This window comes from Larkinella humicola (genome assembly GCF_008727875.1).
GTDB classification, from domain to species: Bacteria; Bacteroidota; Bacteroidia; order Cytophagales; family Spirosomataceae; genus Larkinella; species Larkinella humicola.
This window is the reverse complement of sequence record NZ_VTWS01000005.1, coordinates 1-19,784: the sequence shown is the minus strand read 5'-3', so window position 1 is coordinate 19,784 and position 19,784 is coordinate 1. Positions and strand designations below refer to the sequence as shown.

Sequence of the window (19,784 nt, the reverse complement as noted above, 5' to 3'; positions counted from 1 at the left end):
CGCTTGTGCAACAGGACTTTAACCTGGATGCCGACGAACCGATTGCCCGGCCTTTTTATATATTTTCGGGCCTCTTAACCGCATATTCATCTTGTGAGTAACGAATTAGTCATTAGTTCGACTCAGAAAGGTGATCGGATAGCACTTTTGCAAGACAAAAGACTGCTGGAATATCACGTTGAAGAGTCGGACAGCAGCTTTACCGTCGGCGATATTTACTTAGGAACAGTTAAAAAATTAGTGACGGGCCTCAATGCGGCATTTGTCGACATTGGCTATGAAAAAGATGCATTCCTGCATTATTTGGACTTAGGCTCCAACATTAACTCGCTTAACAAATTCACGAAAGACGTTATCGCCAAACGGGCCAATACCGGCCGGCTGAACAATTTCAAGCTGGAACCCGAGATCGACAAGCTCGGGAAAATTGATAAGGTATTGAGTAAGAATGCACCCATTCTGGTGCAGGTTGTCAAAGAACCCATCTCGACCAAAGGGCCGCGTTTATCCTGCGATATCTCCATTGCAGGGCGGTATCTGGTATTGGTGCCCTTTGCCAGTACGGTCAATATGTCCAAAAAAATTACGGATAAAGCCGAACGCACGCGCCTGATGCGCCTGATGTCGTCGATAAAACCGCAAAATTTTGGGGTGATCGTCCGGACAGTGGCGCAGGGCAAAGACGTTGAAGAACTGGATCGCGATCTGACCAATTCCCTCGAAAAATGGGAAAAAGGGATTGCCCTCCTGCGCGACGCCAAACCCCGCGACCGGATTATTGGCGAGATGAACCGGGCTTCGTCCATTCTCCGCGACATGCTGAACGAATCGTTCGACAGCATTACCGTCGATACCAAGGAGATGTACGATGAAATTAAAACGTACATACACACCATTGCCCCCGAAAAAGAGAAAATCGTCAAGTTCTACACGAACAACAAGATGAAGGTTTTCGAACAGTTCGGGCTTGAAAAACAGATCAAGTCGCTGTTCGGGCGTTCAGTAAGCCTGCCTGCGGGCGGTTACCTGATCATCGAGCATACGGAAGCGCTGCACGTAATCGACGTGAACAGCGGGAATAAATCGAATTCCGAGGAGGATCAGGAGGCCACGGCGGTCAGTGTCAACAAAGAAGCCGCAAAAGAAATTGCCCGCCAGCTTCGGCTACGCGACATGGGTGGAATCATCGTCATCGATTTTATCGATATGAAGAAGCCCGACAACAAGAAAATGATTTTCGACGTGATGCGGGAGGAAATGAAAACCGACCGCTCCAAATTCACGATTCTGCCGCTGACGAAGTTCGGTCTGATGCAAATTACGCGGCAGCGTGTTCGTCCGGAAATCAACATCGTTACCAAAGAAGTTTGCCCGACCTGTGGTGGCACCGGTACGATTCAGGCCAGTATTCTGATTACGGACGCCATCGAACAGAACCTGGAATACATTCTGACCCGCCAGAACGAGCGTGGTGTTCAGATCATGATGCATCCGTACCTCTACGCCTACTATACCGCAGGCTGGTATTCCAAGCAGATGCAATGGTTCATGAAACACAAAACGTGGGTTAAGTTGATCAAAGACAGCTCGTTTGGTATCAACGAATTCAAGTTCTATAACAAACAGGGCGAAGAGATTGAGGTGACCAGTGCCTGATTTCGGTGTCATCTTCAATTCATGCAAAAAGCCACCTTTCGGGTGGCTTTTTGCATATAAAGAGCATTCTGCTTATTTCAAAATCGGTTCGAGGGCTTCCCGGTTTTCATCGAGCCACTTCGTGATGTCGGTGACAATTTCTTTGATGCCCAACTCGGGTTTCCAGCCGGTCAGTTTCGTCACTTTCGTGTTGTCGGTGATATACAACCGGATGTCGGCAGCCCGGTTTTCGGCTACACTGCTGATGGGGATGGTTTTGCCGGTGACTTCCTGACAGATTTTGGTCAGTTCCTGCAGGGACGCACTGCTTTCGTTGCCCCCCCCGGCATTCAGAATCTCGCCGTTGACCTGGTCGATGTTGTGTAACTCCCAGTCGATCAGTCGGTACAGGTCGGCGATGTGGAGCATGTCGCGGGTTTGTTTTCCGGTGCCGCCGTAACCAATATACGCCAGTTTTTGCTCAAAGTAGTGTTTGGCAATCCAGAGAACCATCACGCCCTGGTCGACCTTGCCCATCTGCCACGGACCGGTGATGACCCCGCAGCGGTTGATGACGGTTTTCAGGCCGAAAAACTCCTGATACTCCTGAATAATCAGTTCCGAAGCCAGTTTCGTTGTGCCGTAAAGCGAGCGGGCGCCGTCGAGCGGAAAGTTTTCGGCAATGCCTTTGGACGAAACGCCCGGCACCGGTTGTTCGTCGGACAGCACAAACCGGGTGTCGTGTTCATCGAAATTCAGGGTTTCGATGGTTTTGATGGGATACACCCGGCTGGTGGAAAGGAAAATGACGTTGGCTTTGGATTTCAGCGCAAAGTTGAGGCAGTTCACCGTACCAAACAGGTTGGTGTTGATGAGGTAGTCGGGTGTTCCGGTCAAACCGGCCAGCACCGACGGCTCGGCAGATGCCTCGATCAGCGTGTCTACGGGCGGAATGGGATCAAAATCTTCCTTGTTCCGGATGTCGCCGTGAACAAAGTGAATACCGGCCTTGGTCAAGCGGGCTACGTTCAGTTCGGAGCCTTTCCGTTTGAGGTTGTCAAGAACAAAAATTTCGTACTGTGGGTAGTCGGTTTTGAGAGACAAAGCCAGTGAAGAGCCAACAAAACCGGCTCCGCCAGTGATCAGTATTTTCATTTATGGGAGAAATTAGGTATCGATTCGTTTCAGTTTGACATTCTCGACCGGACGGATCACCAGCGGCACTTTTTCGATTTTCACGGCACTGCTGTCGAGTCCGAACCAGCGGTCTTCGGGGGTGGTGAAGTTTTTGACAAAGAAATAGACATCCATCACAATCCGTTCGCGCAATGGCAGATCATTTTCAAAGGAAAGAAATTTTTCCAGTACCACAAACCGGAAATCACCGATTACATTCTGACGGCTGAGGGATTCGTAGCGGCTGGTGATGTCCACTTCCTTGTTTTTCACCATGTCTTCGATAACCCGCCGGAAAAAGAGGTTGATCCGCTGCTCGATTCGGAAACCCAGCCGGAATGTAACCTTGTAAACATCATCGGGGGCGATGGTGTTCACCTTGTATTCCATCGTATACGGATCATCGGTGGTATCGACGTGAATAAACCAGTAAATATCCGCGCGTTTGGGGCGTTTCTGAAAAATGGAGTAAATGACCTTGGACTCGATTTCGGCGGCCCGGGCTGCGTTGCTCATAAAAACCAGGTGCGTTGCGTATTTCGGAATGCTGATGTCGCGGCTGAGTTCCTTGAACGGTTGAATGTACTGGTCGATTTTAACGTATTCCGTCAGGCGTAGTTTGATTTTGTTCGCGTTCAGCCAGATGATCATAATACCGGCCATCACGCCCGCAATCAACACCGACACCCACCCGCCGTGGGTGAATTTGGCCAGGTTGGCAATCAGAAAACTGGTCTCCACGAGCAGGTAGAACACCAGAAAGAGCATGACAAACCACGCGTTGTACTTGTGGGAGTACATGTAATAGCTGAACAGAATGGTCGTCATCAGCATGGTGAGCGTGATGGCCAGACCGTAGGCAGCCTCCATGCGGGACGATTCCTGGAAATAGAGAACAACGCCCACACAACCCGCGAAAAGCAGCCAGTTGATGCTGGGAACGTACAATTGTCCTTTTTTATTGGTCGGGTAACGGAGCCGGACCTTCGGCCAGAAATTCAGCCGGATGGCTTCACTGATGAGGGTAAACGCGCCGGTAATCATGGCCTGGCTTGCAATGACAGTGGCCATGGTGGCAATGACAATACCGGCAAAAAGAAACCATTCGGGCATCAAACCGTAAAACGGATTCCGCTCGCCGAGGGGCTGACCGGCCAGACTTTCCACAAAGGCGCCTTGCCCGAAATAGTTGAGCAGGAGACAGGTTTTCACAAAAGCCCAACTGATCCGAATGTTTCCCCGACCCGTGTGGCCCATGTCGGCGTAGAGCGCTTCGGCCCCGGTTGTTGATAGAAAAACCGCACCCAATAACCAGAAAGCACCGGGATAATCGGTCAAAAAGTGATAGACGTAATAGGGATTGACCGACTGCAGAATGGATAAATCGTCGGCGATGGCCAGTACACCCAGGGTGCCGAGCATCGTAAACCACAGCAACATGATCGGCCCGAAAGCCGTGCCGACAACGCTGGTACCAAACGTCTGAATCAGGAACAGAAACGCCAGAATTCCGAGAACGATCGGTACGGTCGGAATGTCGGGGTACAGGATGCGAAGCCCCTCGATGGCGGAGGATACCGAGATGGGCGGGGTGATGATGCTATCGGCTAACAGGGCACTGCCACCGATAATCGCCGGGATGGTCAGCCAGCGGGCATGCCGGCGGACAAGCGCATAGAGCGCAAACGTTCCTCCTTCACCCCGGTTATCGGCCCGCAGCACTAAAATAACGTACTTGATGGTGGTCTGTAGGGTGATGGTCCAGAAAATGCAGGAAAGAGCTCCCCTGACAATATCTTCCTGAATGGGTTGATCGGTGCCAACAACAGCACGGAGCACGTAGAGGGGCGAGGTGCCAATATCGCCGTAGATGATACCCAGTGCAACCAGCAGACCCGCTGCCGATACCTTATCCAGGTGCCTTTTATCGTCCATAGAGAATAAACGCCGGGCTAAACGAGTCCGGCTGGTGAAATCCGGGTAAAGATAACGTTAAATCCCGGTTTTCTCCATTAAAGAGTACCAACCAGCAAGACAACATTCAAAACAATAATCAGGCCGGCAACCGCCCAGCTGAGAATCGTCAGCCAGCGGGGGTTGACGAACGCCCCCATTTTGAGTTTGTCGCTGGTGAACAGAACCAGCGGTACGACGGCAAAACTGAGTTGGACCGACAGAATTACCTGGCTGAAAACCAGCAACTCCGAGGTGCCGCGTTCGCCATACAGGATGGTGACAATCAGAGCCGGTACAATGGCAATCAGGCGGGTGATGAGTCGGCGAAGCCACGGTTTAAGCCGGATGTTCAGAAACCCTTCCATCACAATCTGACCCGCCAGCGTGCCGGTTAGGGTCGAGTTTTGCCCCGATGCCAGCAGCGCAACAGCAAAGACAACGCTCGCGAGCGTGGCCCCTAAAAGCGGATCGAGCAGGCGGTGAGCGTCGGTAATGTCGGCGACCTGGTGGTTTCCGGAAGTGTGAAAAGCCGCTGCCGACAGAATCAGAATGGCCGCGTTGATAAAAAAAGCCAGGAATAGCGAGAGGGTGGAATCGATGGTGGCAAACTTGATGGCATTCCGGCGACCACTGTCGGTGTGGGCAAAATCGCGGGTTTGAACGATGCTCGAATGCAGGTATAAGTTGTGGGGCATCACGGTGGCCCCCAGAATCCCGATGGCAATGTACAGCATGTCCGGATTGGTGATGACTTCTTTCTGCGGAATCAGCCCCCCCAATACGGCGGCTATTTCGGGCCGGGCCAGCAAAATTTCGTAGGCAAAACACAGCAGAATGACAAAAATCAGGGCTCCGACGATGCTTTCGAGCCAGCGAAAGCCCTTATGTTGCAGATAAAGCAGCAGCAAAACATCCAGCGCCGTAATGCAAACGCCCACCGACAGCGGGATTCCGAACAACAGGTTCAGGGCAATGGCCGATCCGATCACTTCCGCCAGATCGCAGGCGGCAATGGCTATTTCGCACAAAAACCAGAGAACTGCCGACACCGGCCGACTGTAGTGATCGCGGCAGGCCTGAGCCAGGTCGCGGCCCGTTGCAATGCCCAGTTTCAGCGACAGGTGTTGCAGCAGCATCGCGAAAAGGTTGGAAATCAGGATGACCGACAGCAGGGTGTAGCCGAAACGGGATCCCCCGGCGATGTCGGTGGCCCAGTTCCCGGGGTCCATGTAGCCGACGGCCACCATCAAACCCGGCCCCGAAAAGGCCAGTAATCGTTTGTAAAAAGAACCCGTTTCCGAAACCGGTATGCTGGCGTGAACTTCAGGCAGTGATTTTGTTCTATTTTCGGACTTCCATCCCTGTGCCATTGGTGAGGTAGATTCGTTCGTTACCATAGCGTTAGACTGCTACTTACATGGTCTCTCATTTAACGCAACAAATATATCAAATGTTTCTAAATAAAAATTTAGACGAGTCTAAAAATTTTTTGAACGGTAATAAAAATCTAAATTTGTAGACGGAAAATATCAGGTAGTGATCCCATCGGTCGTTTTCCGGTTTTAGTCGATTCTGGAGAGATTGGGTGGATGGCAAATCCGTCCTGCGCCTATGCATTCATTCACGGAAGAAAATTATTTAAAGACCATTTATTACTTGGCTGCCCGGCAGGAAGGGGAGGTTACGACCAATTCGCTGGCCGAAATGACGGCGACAAAGGCCGCTTCGGTATCGGACATGCTGCGAAAACTGGCGGAGAAACAACTCATCCATTACCGAAAATACCAGGGCGTACGGCTCACCGAAGAAGGCGAACGGCTGGCGTTGAAAGTGATTCGGCGGCACCGGATCTGGGAAGTGTTTCTGGCCGAAAAACTCGGCTTTGGCTGGGACGAGGTGCATGAAATGGCCGAAGAACTGGAACACATTCGCTCGGAAGACCTGGTGCAGAAACTGGATGCCTTTCTGGGCTACCCGCAATTCGACCCCCACGGCGACCCGATTCCCAGCCCGGCGGGGCAGATGCCGACCGTGGAATACACCAAATTATCGGAGGTGACCATTGGGGAAGAAGTTCAGGTCATGGGTGTGCTCGAACATTCGCCGGAATTTTTGCAACACCTCGATAAAACCGGGTTGAATCTGGGCTGCCGGGTGCTGGTGCAGGATGTCAACGCGTTTGATAAATCCGTTTCTGTACAGATTAACCACGAAAAAACGTTGTTTGTCAGTAATGAAGTAGCCCGGAATCTATTAGTCAATTAGGCAACTGTCTGGCTGACTCTAACCCACTTGCATGAAACTCCTCGACTGGTATATTTTAAAACGGTTTTTGCTGACGTACTTCTTTGTCGTAATGGTCATCGTGCTGGTGGTCTGTGTGGTCGATTACACCGAGAAAGTGGACGATTTTTACAAGCACAAGGCCCCCGGCGATAAAATTCTTTTCGACTATTACCTCAACTTCATTCCGTATTGGGCCAACTACATCAGTCCGCTGATGGTTTTCATTGCCACGGTTTTCATGACCTCCCGGCTGGCGGCCAAATCGGAGATCATCGCCATGCTGAGCAGCGGCATGAGCTTTGTCCGGCTGCTGGTTCCCTACGGCATCGGCGCCCTGATCCTGAGCATAGCGACCTATTTTCTGGTGGGCTGGGTGGTTCCGAAAGCCAACCAGACCCGGATCGCTTTCGAGCTGAAATACACCAAAGACCCCTACACCTATTCGGGCCGGAACATCCACATCAAGGTGGCTCCCAATGTGTATGCCTACCTGGAAAGCTATAATAACCAGAGCAATACGGGCTATAAATTCACGCTGGAACAGGTTCAGGGCAACAAACTTCTGCAAAAAATGGCGGGAGACCGCATCGAATGGAGCCCGGAAAAGAAAAAATGGACCGTGTATGATTACAGCATTCGGAAAATCGACGGCTTGCAGGAAACGCTCACGCATGGCACCAAAGCCGATACACTCCTGAATCTGTATCCATCGGATTTCGACAGCGATTTCAGTCTGTACGAAACGTTTACGTTTCCCGAACTCGACAACTACATCAGTTTGCTCAGCAGCCGGGGGGCCGACGGGGTGGAAACCTATTTGCTGGAGAAATATTCCCGGCAAACGCGCCCCTTTGCCATCATCATTCTGGCGGCCATCGGGGTGATTATGTCGGCCCGGAAAAGCCGCCGGGGGGTGGGCTGGCAGGTGGCACTGGGGTTTGTGCTGGCGTTTGTCTACCTGCTGTTTTTTATGCTGGCCAAAGGCATTGCCGAGTCGGGCAATCTCAATCCGATCGTGGCGGTTTGGTTGCCAAACATCATTTTTGCGGCCATCGGGGTGATTTTATACCATACGATTCCGCGCTAACGTATGAATCGCCCCACCACCACCGATTACCTGCACCTGCATTTTTTAGTCCTGATCTGGGGTTTTACGGCCATTCTGGGCGTTCTGATTTCGGTGTCGGCCCTGACTTTGGTGGTGTATCGCACCCTGCTGGCGGCCATCGGACTGGGGGTTTTGCTCTTTGTGCAGAAAAAAATGGTGCCGGTTTCCGGGCCCGACCGCCTGAAACTGCTGGCCACGGGGCTGGTGATTGCGCTGCACTGGGCGTTGTTTTTCGAAGCCGCCCGAACGGCCAACGTGTCGGTTTGTCTGGCCGGCATGGCCACCGGGTCTTTGTGGACGAGTTTGCTGGAACCGCTTTTTTTTCGCCGACGCCTGCGGGCCGTGGAGGTGATCCTGGGTGTGGTTGTGATGGCGGGTTTATACCTGATTTTTCGCTTCGAAATTGACCGGGCTGCGGGTCTGGTCATGGCGGTTTTTTCGGCCATGCTGGCGTCCATTTTCACCATCGTCAACAGCCAGTTTACCCGGCGGTATCCACCGATGGTCATCACTTTTTACGAAATGTCGGGCGCGTTTGGTAGTTCCCTGCTGTTTCTGGGGCTATATTTGGCGTTTAGTTCGGAAAAACCGACGGCCTTGTGGCCGCAGCCGGCCGATTGGCTCTGGATTTCGATCCTCGCGTTTGTCTGCACCGTCTACGCCTATTCGGCTTCGGTCTGGCTCATGCGGAAGTTTTCGGCCTTTGCGGTAAATCTGACCGTTAATCTGGAACCCGTCTACGGAATCATGCTTGCCTGGTTGTTTTTTGGCGACCGTGAGCGGATGACGACGGGTTTTTACGCTGGTACGCTGATTATTCTGCTGGCCGTGCTGGTGTATCCGGCTTTAAACCGGAGGATGGATAAAAACAAAAGCTATTCTGTCCAATAACAAAACGTTACAAAACACCGGCTTCGGTTTATGTAACTCATTCTGAAACCGATGAATAGAATTATTTCGCCAAACAAATACATTTTTCTGCTTTTGACCGGGTGCTTGCTGCTGGTTTCCATTCCCCTGGTCTGGCTGGCTTTTTACAACCATCCGTCGATTGTCGATGATTACTGTTTTGCGTATACCGTGATGCGATTTGGGGTATGGAAATCCCAAATGATGTATTACGATGGCTGGACGGGGCGCTATTTTCACAACTTCATCGTCCACACGAGCCCCTTGATCTGGCGGTGGTTTGGTGCCTACACGGTTTTTCCTATGCTGTTGCTGCTGGCACTCTGGAGCGGTTTTTTCGCGCTGATCCGCCAACTGGGCCGGTCCGTTCTGGCCACTTCCGAGCAAATTGCAATCGCGTCGGGGGTCTGTTTTTTATACATTACGCAACTGCGCTCCATCGCCGAATTTTTCTACTGGTATACGGGTTTGGCGGGCTATTCCCTCGCCTGTGTGTTTCTGCTGTTTCTGATCGGCGTTTTCATCGCCCACCACCGGCAGCAAACCGGGTGGAAAAGTCCGCTTCTGTGGCTGGAAGCCCTTTTGATTCTGGTCATTATCGGCTCCAGCGAAACCTGGATGTGGTGATGCTGTCGTGCCTGGGCTTCTGGGCTTTGCTCCGTCTGATCTACCACCGAACGCTTCCGGTTTCCCTGCTGATCCTGCTCGTTTGGGCGGGTTTCTGTAGTTATATGGTGGTGCAGGCGCCGGGCAATGCCATTCGGATGGGAGGCAACAGCTCGAGCCAGGATTTGGTTTTTTCGGCACTGGAAGCCGCCAAATTCGGGTGGGTCTATTTCCGGAATCTGCTTTTCCAGTCGGCTATTCTGCCGTTGTCGCTGCTTTTTTTACCCATTGCCTACCGGCTGACCGACAGCCGGAGTCCGGCGCGGGTTTATTTTGCCATTAACGGGTGGCTGGCGCTGGGTTTCTACCTGGGTCTGCTGTTTATTCTGACCTTCCTGCATTTCTGGGCCGTGGGTGTTCCGCCGGTGGCTCGTCTGCTGAATGTCGTCAATTTCGTGTGGGTCGTGGGGTGGTTTTACACGCTGACGTTTTTCGTCCGAATTTTCCGGGGAACCATCGGCTCATGGCCGTTGCTGTTGCGCCATCGGTGGCCGGTGATACTGGTCGTTACGGTGGTGCTTGGATGGCAGGGATACCGGAACGCCAATGTTCGGCTCACGTACGAAGATCTTCGCTATGGGCGGGCTCAGAAATACCACCGGGCGATGATGGCGCGCTATCAGCTTATGACTAGCGCCAGGGCCGATACGGTAATTTTGCCGTCTTTACCCGTTCTTCCGGTGTCGTTGGTTTTGGATGACCTGAGCTACCGGTCCGGCGACATGTTTAACGATTGCTGGGCTGGCTATTTTTACCGAAAAGGGGTGAAGCTCCGCAAAGTGCCGGTTCCGGCAGTCACTCCACAACCCGACTTACCCCAGATTGCCCGCAAACCGTGAGGTCTCTTCCTGAATCGCTTCAACAGACCAGCCCAAAGATTGGGTAGGATTGGGTGCGTTCATTATCTTTACTCTCTTTATTTGCCAATTTCTGAGTATTAAATAGGAATATGCCCTTTTTAATACACTCGCTGTGCCCGGCTGATGCTGGTGCGCTGGCTATTTGTTGTGACGACAGCAGGTTGTCCGGCAATGGTACAGAATGGGGTAAGGCGAACGGTAATCTATTCACTAACAAAGCGTTGCGAGCTACAACACGTGTTTCGTGTGATTAATCTGTCACTAATGAATCCATTCATTACACCCAACAAGTTCGTTTTCTTTCTGATTCTCGGCTGCCTGTCCCTGGTTGCCATTCCACTCATTGCCTTGGCTTTTTACAACCAGCCCTCGCTGGTGGACGACTACTGTTTTGCCGATACGGCCCGGCAATTCGGGGTCTGGCAGGCGCAGAAGTTTTACTACGATGGCTGGACGGGGCGCTATTTTCACAACCTGATGGTCCACACCGGGCCGCTGGTTTGGGAGTGGTATGGGGCCTATGCCGTGTTTCCGATTCTGCTCCTGATCCTGCTGTGGCTGGGTTTTTACGCGGTTATTCATGAACTGGCCCGGCCGTTGCTGACGTTGACGGAGCAGATCGTCGCAGCCTCGGCGGGTTGTTTTCTGTTCATTTCCCAACTCGTGTCGATCCCGGAATTTTTTTACTGGTATCCCGGTCTGGCCTGTTATTCCGTCGCCTGTGTTGGTTTCCTGTTTTTACTTGCGGTTTTGATTGCCCACGACCGGATTCAATTCCGAATGAACGGCCGTTTTCTGTTCCTGGAAGCGTTGCTGGTCGCGGTGATCATTGGGTCCAGCGAAACCAGCATGATTATGGCCATGGCGTTGCTGGGAACCGTTCTGATGGGCCTGCTGATTTATCGAAAAAAACTCCCGGTTTCTCAGCTCATTTTGTTTGGCATTGCCGCCATCTGCTGTTACATCCTGATTCAGGCACCCGGCAATGCCGTACGGATGGGTGGTAATGAACGCAGCCAGGATGTGCTGTTTTCCGTTACCGAGACGCTGAAATACTGCGTGCAGTATTTTCCGAAACAATTTACGAAAACGCCATTATTGCCCCTGTCGTTGCTTTTTCTGCCCGTTGCCTACCAGTTGACCGATACCCGGAATCCCACCCGTCGTTACTTTGAGGTGCATGCGGGTCTGGCCATTCTGCCGTATGTCGGGCTGCTGTTTATCCTGACGTTGTTGCATTTTTGGGCGGTTGGTGTCCAGCCGGTGCCCCGTTTGCTCAACGCCGTGAACCTGATTCTGACACTGGGGTGGTTTTATAACCTGACGATTTGGGTACGGGTCTTCCGGCAGAATGTCGGCGTTCTGTCGTTTCTGACCAGTTACCGCTGGACGGTGGTGGTGGTGGTAGCCATTTCGCTGCTTTTCTTAACGTACCATAATGTAAATTTTCGGCTGACTGTCAGTGATTTGCGCTCCGGCCGGGCCAAACAATACCACGATGCTGTGGAGCAGCGGTATGCGCTGATGGCGAGCAGCAAGAGCGATACCGTTCAGTTGAGTCCGTTGCCGGTTAGCCCGGTTTCGCTGGTGCTGGGTGATTTCAGTTCCGATCCCTACCATCTGTGGAACCGCTGCTGGGCGGGATATTACCACAAAAAAGGGGTGAAGCTGGGGCCCGCAACCATTGAATAAGAGTGTAAAGCCCGGGCTGTCACAAGTCTGGGATATGTTCTATTTTTGTGGCACCGTTCTTTATATAAATCGATCGTACGTTGACCGACATACCCACTGCCCCCAACGACAGAGTATACATTGTTATTCCTTTGTTTAACGACTGGGAAGCCTTAAGCCTGCTTCTGGAGAAAATGACGAAAACCGTCGCCCCCGCTCTCCGGAAACGGTTTCATTTCCTGATTGTGGACGATTGCTCCGTTACCAACTACGCATCGTTGCCAGCCGATACAGGCTACAGCCTGTCGATCATGCGGCTCTGGCGGAACGTGGGTCATCAGAAAGCGATTGCGCTCGGTCTTTCGTACCTGGCCGATCAGCCGGAAACCCACACCACCATCGTGATGGATTCGGACGGCGAGGATCAACCCGAAGACATTGCCCGGCTGCTGGAGGCTTCGGCCCAAAAGCCCGGACAGATCATTTTCGCCCATCGCACCAAACGCCGGGAAAGCCGCCTGTTCCGAACCTTTTATTTAATTTATAAATCCGTTTTCAAGCTGCTGACGGGGAAAGCCATTACCTTTGGTAATTTCAGTGTGATTCCGCCCAACCTGCTGCGAAAACTGGCGCACGTTTCCGACATCTGGAACAACTACCCCGGTGGTGTAATTCGCTCGCGATTGCCCTACCAGTCGGTTCCGGCCGAACGGGGGGCGCGGCTGGCCGGCACGTCGAAGATGAATTTTGTGTCGCTGATTCTGCACGGTCTGAGTGCCATTTCGGTGCTGATGGAAGCCACAGCCGTGCGTATTCTGCTCTTCTGCGTCATCACGGCGGCTGTTTCGACGGTGGTCATCACGGTGGTTATCCTGTTGCGGGTGACGGATCAGTTGATCATCTCGCAGGGCGCTATTTACATTGTTTTTTCATTGTTCATTGTTATTCTACAGGCTTTCCTGATCTCCCTGTTGCTGGTGTTTATCGTGCTGACCTACCGAACGCAGTCGCACTTCATTCCGGCCAAACAATACGGGGATTTTGTAGAGCAGATCGAAAAGGTCTATTGACCTGAAAAACCGCACTTTACAGGCCTGATGCCATTCCGGGGAAGTATGTACATTGAATGCCAACCGTTGCCGTATCCAGTCGCCCGCTCGCTATGATTCAGATTTCAGAACCGCTTCGGAAAATTTCTCCGTTCCTGGTCGCTTTCCCGATTGCCAGTTTTCTCACGTTGGTGCTCCTCTTTACCGACAACGTTCCCTGGATGGACGACCTCGAATCGTTCGTGGGGTTTCTGGTCAATTATACCGAAGCCGATTCCTTCTCCGAAAAATTCCACTGGTTGCTGGCTCCAAACAACGAACACCGCATCCTGTTTGCCAAACTAACCACACTGGTCTTCTACAACCTGACCGGCATGCTCAACTTCCGGTGGCTGATTCTGCTGGCTTTCGGCTGTTTGCTGGCCATTCTGTTAGTTTTTTACCGGGTCTTCCGGACGCTGCGGTTGCCCCTGCTGGCGTTTCTGCCGATCGCGCTGGTGCTGCTGCAACCCCAACATCGCCTGACCAGTTTCTGGGCCATCACGGCTTTGCAGCACCTGGCTGTGGGCATGATGATTCTCTGGGCGTTGTACTGGCTCGCTTTTCCCGGCCGGTCCGCCACCGTTTCGATCCGCTTTGCCGGGGCTCTTTTTTTACAGATTCTGGCTTCGTTTTCCATGAGCAACGGCCTGTTCGGCTGGGTGGCCGGAGCGGGTGTTTTGCTGGTGCAATGGCGGCTGGAAGGGCGTCACTACCTGGTGCGGCTGGCGGTTTGGATCACGATCGCGGTGGTGGTCATCATCCTGTATTTTCACGATTTTGCCAGTTTGCAGGGCAATGAAAGCAGTCTGTCGTTTTTCCTGCAACATCCCCACCTCGTCTTTTTCGGTTTTTTTACGTTCCTGGGCGGTTTGTTCGACTTTTTCCCGCGGACCGATATTTTGATCCGCAGCCTGCTGCCCACGCTGGGCGGTATGCTGCTCATTGGCCTCCTTTTCCGGCTGTTCAAAACGACGCTCCTCCCCAGTCTCTGGCAACCCAGCCAAAAACCGGCCGATGCTGAACTCAGTCACCGGCGGTATTTTTTCGTGGGCGTATACGGTTTTTTGCTGGTCAACGCGGTGGTGGTCGCCATTCTGAGACCCCGGTTTGGCTACAGTGTCATGCTCGTGAGCAATTATATGCTGTATCCGGCGCTCTTCGTCAGTGTGCTCTACCTGAACCGCTTGAGCGAGCTTCGGAGTCCGGAGCACCGGAAGCGATGGATGGTGGGTGGTCTGGTTCTGGGGTGGGTCGTCTGGGGCGTGATGTACTTCAACCATCTGCCGTTTCTGGGTGCTCAGACGCTCATGCGGCAGACATCGGCTTTCAACCAGAAACACAACGATCTTGGTTTCGGGGCCATGATTGGTTCGCCGTATGCGGCTGCCAGCGAAGAATGGATGCACACCGCCGTTGAAAAGGGGTTTTACACCTATCCCGAAAACGCGTTCTACGCGCCCTATGAAGCGACGCTACTGAAACCGGCACCTCCCGCCGACTCCGCCCTGCACCTGCTGGTGGAGGAATCGGCGGGTGAATTTCGGGTGGTGACCCAGAACTGGCCGCTGCCTGCGGGGATCAGCGAGGCCTGTATCGTGGTTAAATCCGATCGCCATACCTATCTTTTTCCGGCCGAAAACCTGTTTTTCCCCCGGCAATATTACCTCAGACGCCGGTTGCCCAATGTCAGTGCGCAGGTGTTTAAATCGTTTCTGCATCCGGGGGCCTATCAGCTTGGCATCCTGATTGTTTCGGGCGAGGGAGCCGACATCCGTTTTTCGAATCAATTCATAAACGTTCGGTAAGTACTGACAATAATGTAATTTTGTGCGTCCCAATTAACTGCTATACACTTTGTCTGATCCACAGATTTCCATAGTCGCTCCACTATACAACGAACGGGAATCGTTTCCACACCTCGTTACCCGGCTAAATGCCTTGATGGATCGTTCACCGCTGGCCATCGAAGTCGTCCTGATCGACGACGGCAGCCGCGACAATACGGCCGTTTTGATGCAGCAACTGGCGCTGACCGACGACCGGTATCACTGCGTTTTTCTGGCCCGCAACTACGGCCACCAGATTGCGCTGACGGCCGGGATGGCAGCCGCGAAAGGCTCCGAAGCCCTGTTCATCATCGACGGCGACCTCCAGGACCCGCCGGAGTTGCTGGACGAATTCTACGCCAAATTTCAGGAAGGCTACGATGTCGTTTATGCCGTTCGGAAGAAACGGAAAGAGGGTGCTTTCAAGAAAACCGCCTATTTTCTGTTTTACCGGTTTATGAAATCCATTTCCTACGTCGACATTCCGCTCGATAGCGGTGATTTCTCGCTGATCAGCCGCCGGGTTGCCAACGTCCTGAACCAGATGCCCGAAGAAAGCCGCTTCATCCGCGGGATGCGCAGTTGGATCGGCTTCAAACAAATCGGGGTTGAATACGAGCGCGATGCCCGGGTGGCCGGTGATGCAAAGTACACGTTCAAAATGCTCCGGAAACTGGCTTACAACGGTATTTTTAATTTCAGTGAGTTCCCGATCAAGTTCCTGACCAATCTGGGCATGTTTTCCATCGGGATTGCTTTTTTGTATTTTATTCAGACGCTCATCAAGAAATATTTCTTTGGGGGCGTGCCGGAAGGCTTCACGGCGTTGCTGTTTACCATCATCCTCTTCGGGGGAATTCAGCTCATTGGGATGGGGCTGATCGGCGAGTACGTGCTGCGGATTTTCTTCCAAAGCAAAGGCCGCCCGCTCTACATCGTCCGGGAAACCATCCGAAAAAAAGAACGCCAGAACTAGTTAAGAATGAAGAGTTAAGAGTGATGAGTTAAGAGTTGTGAGTTAAGAATTAAATGCGTCTGCTTCTTCTTAACCCATCACTCTTAACTCATCACTCTTAACTCTTAACTCAAGTAGGAATGCTATTTAATTCGCTCCAGTTTTTATTGTTTTTCATCGTCGTAACCCTGGCGTATTACAGTCTGCCGTGGCGCGGGCGGTGGGTGTTGCTGTTGTTGGCCAGTTGTTACTTCTACATGGTCTTCAAGCCGGCTTACATCCTGATCCTGTTTCTGACCATCGTAATCGACTATTACGCCGGGATCTGGCTGGAGCGCACCAAACCCGGTTCGGGCCGAAAATGGCTGCTGATTGTCAGCCTGATTTCGAACATCGGCATTCTGGCGTTCTTCAAGTATTTTGGATTTTTCACCGACAGCCTCGTCTGGCTGCTCGACCAGGCAAATCTTGATGGTCCGGCCCAGCTTGTCAACCAGAAAGCCATCGGTCTGCTCAACAAAGTGCTGACGCTGTTTGGCCAGCCCAACACCACCTCGTTCAGCATTGTTGATTCGATACTGCCCATTGGTCTGTCGTTTCACACCTTTCAGGCCATGAGCTACACCATCGAGGTGTATCGGGGCAATCAGAAAGCCGAGCATCATTTCGGCATTTATGCGCTCTATGTGATGTTTTATCCGCAACTGGTAGCCGGTCCCATCGAGCGTCCGCAGAACGTTTTGCACCAGTTTCATACCCATTTTCATTTCAGTTTCGAGAATCTGAAAGCCGGGTTGATGCAAATGGCCTTCGGTTTTTTCAAGAAAGTGGTCATTGCCGACCGCATGGCGGAGATTGTCAGCCATGCCTACAACCACCCCACGCAGCAAAACGGCCTGACGCTGCTGGTGGGAACGCTGGCCTTCACGATCCAGATTTACTGCGATTTTTCGGGTTATTCCGACATTGCCATCGGGGCGGCCCGGACGATGGGGTTTACACTGATGGACAACTTCAAGGCGCCGTATTTTTCGCGTTCCATCACCGAATTCTGGCGACGCTGGCACATTTCGCTTTCCACCTGGTTCCGCGATTACCTCTACATTCCACTGGGCGGAAACCGGGTCAGTCCGTCACGGCGGTATTTGAATGTGTTTATTGTCTTCTTAGTCAGTGGATTATGGCACGGCGCGAGCTGGAATTACGTCATCTGGGGCGGCTTGCACGGCGCTTACCAGCTCATGGCGGGCTGGCGCGACAAGGCATTTCATCAGTTTGGAATCAAACTGCCGGAAGAGAACAAAGCCTACCAACTGCTGCAAACCGTGCTAACCTTCGTGCTGGTGATGCTGACGTGGGTGTTTTTCCGGAATCACAAAGCGCCCGTTGGCAATGCCTTTCACATTCTCGGCAAAATCGTCTTTTCGCCCTTCGACGGGCCCCTTAGCACTCCTTTCAATTCGACCGAATTGTGGTTTTGCGTGTTGCTGGTGGCGGTTTTATTCGTAAAAGAGAAGTTGTACCTGACGATTCCAACGCGCAACACCGCCCTGTTTTTCGTGCTGTTTCCGCTGATCTGCTTTCTGTCGTACCTCTTCGGCGTCTTCACCTCGAATCAGTTTATTTATTTTCAGTTTTAAATCGTTTAGCGGTTTAAGTCCGGAAATTAGATTGGAAAACAGGGTTGGAAACCCGTATTTAGTAAAGACTAGCTTGGTCGAACCGTTTTTTTGCCCCGTCAGGGGCTCAACGGCGCAGCGTCGGTAGCCCAAGAATGTCGACAAGGTCCCGCGTGCCGATAGGTACGCAATCATTCACAAGAATCCGACAGTCGCGTACCTCACGGCACGCGGGGAATAATGAATCATCCTTTTCTACCGACGCTACGCTGTTGAATCCCTACGGGATAGAAGGCTTGGCTGGTCAAGAGAATCGATTTGGGAATGGACATTCCATAATTCACGCCTTATCAAGTAAAAACCGTCCCGTTTTAGCTTCTATACGCAGCGCGAATCCGATCAAAAACCACGCGTGTGATCTCGTTTTTTAAAATGAAGAAAAGAGCTTCTGTAGAAGTCACAATCCGTTTTATTTTACCAATTCTTCTGATTTGGGTTGCGGCCGGAACCCGGATACTGGCCCAGGAACCCCGTTTTGAGTCCGAAATTAAGGCCTACGAAGCGAAGGCCGTTACGGATCCGCCCGTCCCCGGCTCGACATTTTTTGTGGGCAGTTCGACCTGGCGGCTTTGGGGACCAGCGCTGGAAGAAGATTTCAGCCAGTTTAGTCCCGTCAACCGGGGGTTCGGCGGAGCCACCATTCCCGATGTGCTGCGCAGTATGGATCGGATTCTTCTGCCATACCGCCCCGCCCGCGTCGTTTTTTCCTGCGGGGGGAATGATCTGGCGGGAGGTGATGCTCCCGAAACCGTTGTCAAAAACTTCAAAACGTTTCTGGCCCGACTCTGGCAATCGAACCCGTTGACGGAAGTGTATTTTGTGTCAAACCGGCATTCGCCGGCCCGGCAAAAATTCAGAAAACAGGGCGACCGGTTTAACCGGGAAATCAAAAAGCTGGCGGGAAAGCTGGACGGTTTGTACTACATCGACGTCGTTCCGCTGACGGATGACAAGGACGGAAAAGGCCGCAGGGAGTTGTTTCTGGCCGACGGTCTGCACCTCAACCGGGACGGTCAGCAGCTTTGGATACCGGTCATTACGACCGCGCTGAAAGAACGGGATCGGTCGCGAATGAAGCTAAATCCCGCCGATCTGTTCCCGAAACGGGTTGCTGCCGGGATTTTTCCGAAGTCGGATCCAGTCAACTTTTCGGAACAGAAACTGAACATTGTTTTCATCGGCAACAGCATCACAGCCGGGGCTGGCTTGAAAGATCGTCAGACGGAAGCGCCACCGGTTTTGGCAACGACGTATTTGAAACAGCAGGCTGGTATTCAGGAGATTACGTTTTCCAATCAGGGTGTGGGCGGTTATACGACCGTCGATTTTCTGCCCGCAACCAACAAATCGTTTCCCAAAGTGGCGCAGGCTGCGGAAACCTTCCGGAAAGAAACCGGTCAGCTCGTGTTTTCCATCGTTCTCGGCACGAATGACAGCGCCATGCAGGGACCCAACGGCGCACCGGTTTCGCCGGAATCGTACCGCGCCAATCTGAAAACCATCGCCGACACCTTACTGAAAGCCAATCCGGGTTGCAAGCTGGTGATTCACCACCCGATTTGGTACAGTCCCACGACCTACAACCGTTCGAAATACCTTCAGGAAGGGCTGGATCGGCTGCAAACGTACTTCCCCGAAATCGATGGACTCGTCGCGGATTATGGCAAAACCCATCCGGGACAGGTCCACGTGGGCGATACGCAGGGGTTCAATTATTTCAAAACCCATTACCTGACCGATTTTCAACACGAAAATGGCCAGCAGGGAACGTTTTTTTTGCACCCAAACGCCAAAGGAGCCGCTACGCTGGGGCTTTTCTGGGGGGAAGCCATTCGCAAAGCCGTGTTGGAATAACAGTTGTTTGAATGAAGACCGGAGGCCTGTCCTGTCGGCAATAGTCGGCATCAACGAGTGGTAGCTCCGGAGGAGCGGCCTGAAGATGTTTTTAGACCGCTCCTCCGGAGCT

15 protein-coding genes are annotated in these 19,784 nt (G+C 52.4%); 12 read left to right on the top strand and 3 right to left on the bottom strand.

Annotation, left to right across the window (positions count from 1 at the left end; all coding sequences use genetic code 11):
- Positions 1-93 precede the first annotated feature (93 nt).
- A complete protein-coding gene (locus tag F0P93_RS19000) occupies positions 94-1,656 on the top strand; it encodes an Rne/Rng family ribonuclease (protein ID WP_150878747.1) in 1,563 nt (520 codons plus the stop codon).
- A gap of 72 nt (positions 1,657-1,728) precedes the next feature.
- Here the strand turns inward: F0P93_RS19000 and F0P93_RS18995 are convergent, their stop codons facing one another.
- From F0P93_RS18995 to F0P93_RS18985, 3 genes are all read right to left on the bottom strand, one after another.
- On the bottom strand, positions 1,729-2,790 hold the full coding sequence (locus F0P93_RS18995; protein WP_150878745.1) for an NAD-dependent epimerase/dehydratase family protein: 1,062 nt from the start codon (positions 2,788-2,790) through the stop codon (positions 1,729-1,731).
- 12 nt (positions 2,791-2,802) lie between these two features.
- The gene (locus F0P93_RS18990) at positions 2,803-4,746 is read right to left on the bottom strand and encodes a KUP/HAK/KT family potassium transporter (RefSeq protein ID WP_150878743.1); all 1,944 of its coding nucleotides are present in this window, start codon (positions 4,744-4,746) and stop codon (positions 2,803-2,805) included.
- Between the two features lie 77 nt (positions 4,747-4,823).
- A complete protein-coding gene (locus tag F0P93_RS18985; RefSeq protein ID WP_225309558.1) occupies positions 4,824-6,164 on the bottom strand; it encodes an Nramp family divalent metal transporter in 1,341 nt (446 codons plus the stop codon).
- 214 nt (positions 6,165-6,378) lie between these two features.
- On the opposite strand from F0P93_RS18985, the gene F0P93_RS18980 reads away from it, so the two are divergent.
- The 11 genes from F0P93_RS18980 (at position 6,379) to F0P93_RS18930 (ending at position 19,672) form a co-directional block, all read left to right on the top strand.
- Positions 6,379-7,032, top strand: a complete 654-nt coding sequence (locus tag F0P93_RS18980) for a metal-dependent transcriptional regulator (RefSeq protein ID WP_138991000.1) — start codon at positions 6,379-6,381, stop codon at positions 7,030-7,032.
- 31 nt (positions 7,033-7,063) lie between these two features.
- Positions 7,064-8,140, top strand: coding sequence for an LptF/LptG family permease (locus tag F0P93_RS18975; RefSeq protein ID WP_150878739.1), 1,077 nt, complete (start codon positions 7,064-7,066; stop codon positions 8,138-8,140).
- Between the two features lie 3 nt (positions 8,141-8,143).
- Positions 8,144-9,052 (top strand): DMT family transporter, encoded by a 909-nt coding sequence (locus F0P93_RS18970; protein ID WP_150878737.1) that lies wholly within the window; start codon positions 8,144-8,146, stop codon positions 9,050-9,052.
- 51 nt (positions 9,053-9,103) lie between these two features.
- Complete coding sequence (locus tag F0P93_RS18965; RefSeq protein ID WP_150878735.1) at positions 9,104-9,697, top strand: hypothetical protein; 594 nt, start codon at positions 9,104-9,106, stop codon at positions 9,695-9,697.
- Positions 9,637-10,575 carry a hypothetical protein gene (locus F0P93_RS18960; protein WP_191908855.1) on the top strand — a complete coding sequence of 313 codons (939 nt, stop codon included), beginning with the start codon at positions 9,637-9,639 and terminating at the stop codon, positions 10,573-10,575. The genes F0P93_RS18965 and F0P93_RS18960 overlap by 61 nt, the downstream gene beginning before the upstream one ends.
- Before the next feature lie 285 nt (positions 10,576-10,860).
- Positions 10,861-12,288 carry a DUF6056 family protein gene (locus tag F0P93_RS18955; RefSeq protein WP_150878731.1) on the top strand — a complete coding sequence of 476 codons (1,428 nt, stop codon included), beginning with the start codon at positions 10,861-10,863 and terminating at the stop codon, positions 12,286-12,288.
- A gap of 80 nt (positions 12,289-12,368) precedes the next feature.
- Positions 12,369-13,337 carry a glycosyltransferase gene (locus F0P93_RS18950; RefSeq protein ID WP_225309557.1) on the top strand — a complete coding sequence of 323 codons (969 nt, stop codon included), beginning with the start codon at positions 12,369-12,371 and terminating at the stop codon, positions 13,335-13,337.
- Positions 13,338-13,429: 92 nt separating this feature from the next.
- Entirely contained in the window at positions 13,430-15,163 is a 1,734-nt protein-coding gene (locus F0P93_RS18945) for a hypothetical protein (protein ID WP_150878727.1), read from the top strand.
- Between the two features lie 49 nt (positions 15,164-15,212).
- Positions 15,213-16,160 carry a glycosyltransferase family 2 protein gene (locus F0P93_RS18940; protein WP_138991007.1) on the top strand — a complete coding sequence of 316 codons (948 nt, stop codon included), beginning with the start codon at positions 15,213-15,215 and terminating at the stop codon, positions 16,158-16,160.
- 119 nt (positions 16,161-16,279) lie between these two features.
- Positions 16,280-17,779, top strand: coding sequence for an MBOAT family O-acyltransferase (locus F0P93_RS18935; RefSeq protein ID WP_150878725.1), 1,500 nt, complete (start codon positions 16,280-16,282; stop codon positions 17,777-17,779).
- Positions 17,780-18,190: 411 nt separating this feature from the next.
- A complete protein-coding gene (locus F0P93_RS18930) occupies positions 18,191-19,672 on the top strand; it encodes a GDSL-type esterase/lipase family protein (RefSeq protein WP_150878723.1) in 1,482 nt (493 codons plus the stop codon).
- Positions 19,673-19,784: the final 112 nt, after the last annotated feature.

Bases quoted from the DNA above. Each gene is read 5' to 3' on its own strand.
- F0P93_RS18990 (WP_150878743.1), bottom strand. From the start codon at position 4,746: ATGGACGATAAAAGGCACCTGGATAAGGTATCGGCAGCGGGTCTGCTG.
- F0P93_RS18945 (WP_150878727.1), top strand. From the start codon at position 13,430: ATGATTCAGATTTCAGAACCGCTTCGGAAAATTTCTCCGTTCCTGGTC.
- F0P93_RS18980 (WP_138991000.1), top strand. From the start codon at position 6,379: ATGCATTCATTCACGGAAGAAAATTATTTAAAGACCATTTATTACTTG.
- F0P93_RS18970 (WP_150878737.1), top strand. From the start codon at position 8,144: ATGAATCGCCCCACCACCACCGATTACCTGCACCTGCATTTTTTAGTC.
- F0P93_RS18965 (WP_150878735.1), top strand. From the start codon at position 9,104: ATGAATAGAATTATTTCGCCAAACAAATACATTTTTCTGCTTTTGACC.
- F0P93_RS18930 (WP_150878723.1), top strand. From the start codon at position 18,191: ATGAAGAAAAGAGCTTCTGTAGAAGTCACAATCCGTTTTATTTTACCA.
- F0P93_RS18995 (WP_150878745.1), bottom strand. From the start codon at position 2,790: ATGAAAATACTGATCACTGGCGGAGCCGGTTTTGTTGGCTCTTCACTG.
- F0P93_RS18975 (WP_150878739.1), top strand. From the start codon at position 7,064: ATGAAACTCCTCGACTGGTATATTTTAAAACGGTTTTTGCTGACGTAC.
- F0P93_RS18985 (WP_225309558.1), bottom strand. From the start codon at position 6,164: ATGGTAACGAACGAATCTACCTCACCAATGGCACAGGGATGGAAGTCC.
- F0P93_RS18955 (WP_150878731.1), top strand. From the start codon at position 10,861: ATGAATCCATTCATTACACCCAACAAGTTCGTTTTCTTTCTGATTCTC.
- F0P93_RS18935 (WP_150878725.1), top strand. From the start codon at position 16,280: ATGCTATTTAATTCGCTCCAGTTTTTATTGTTTTTCATCGTCGTAACC.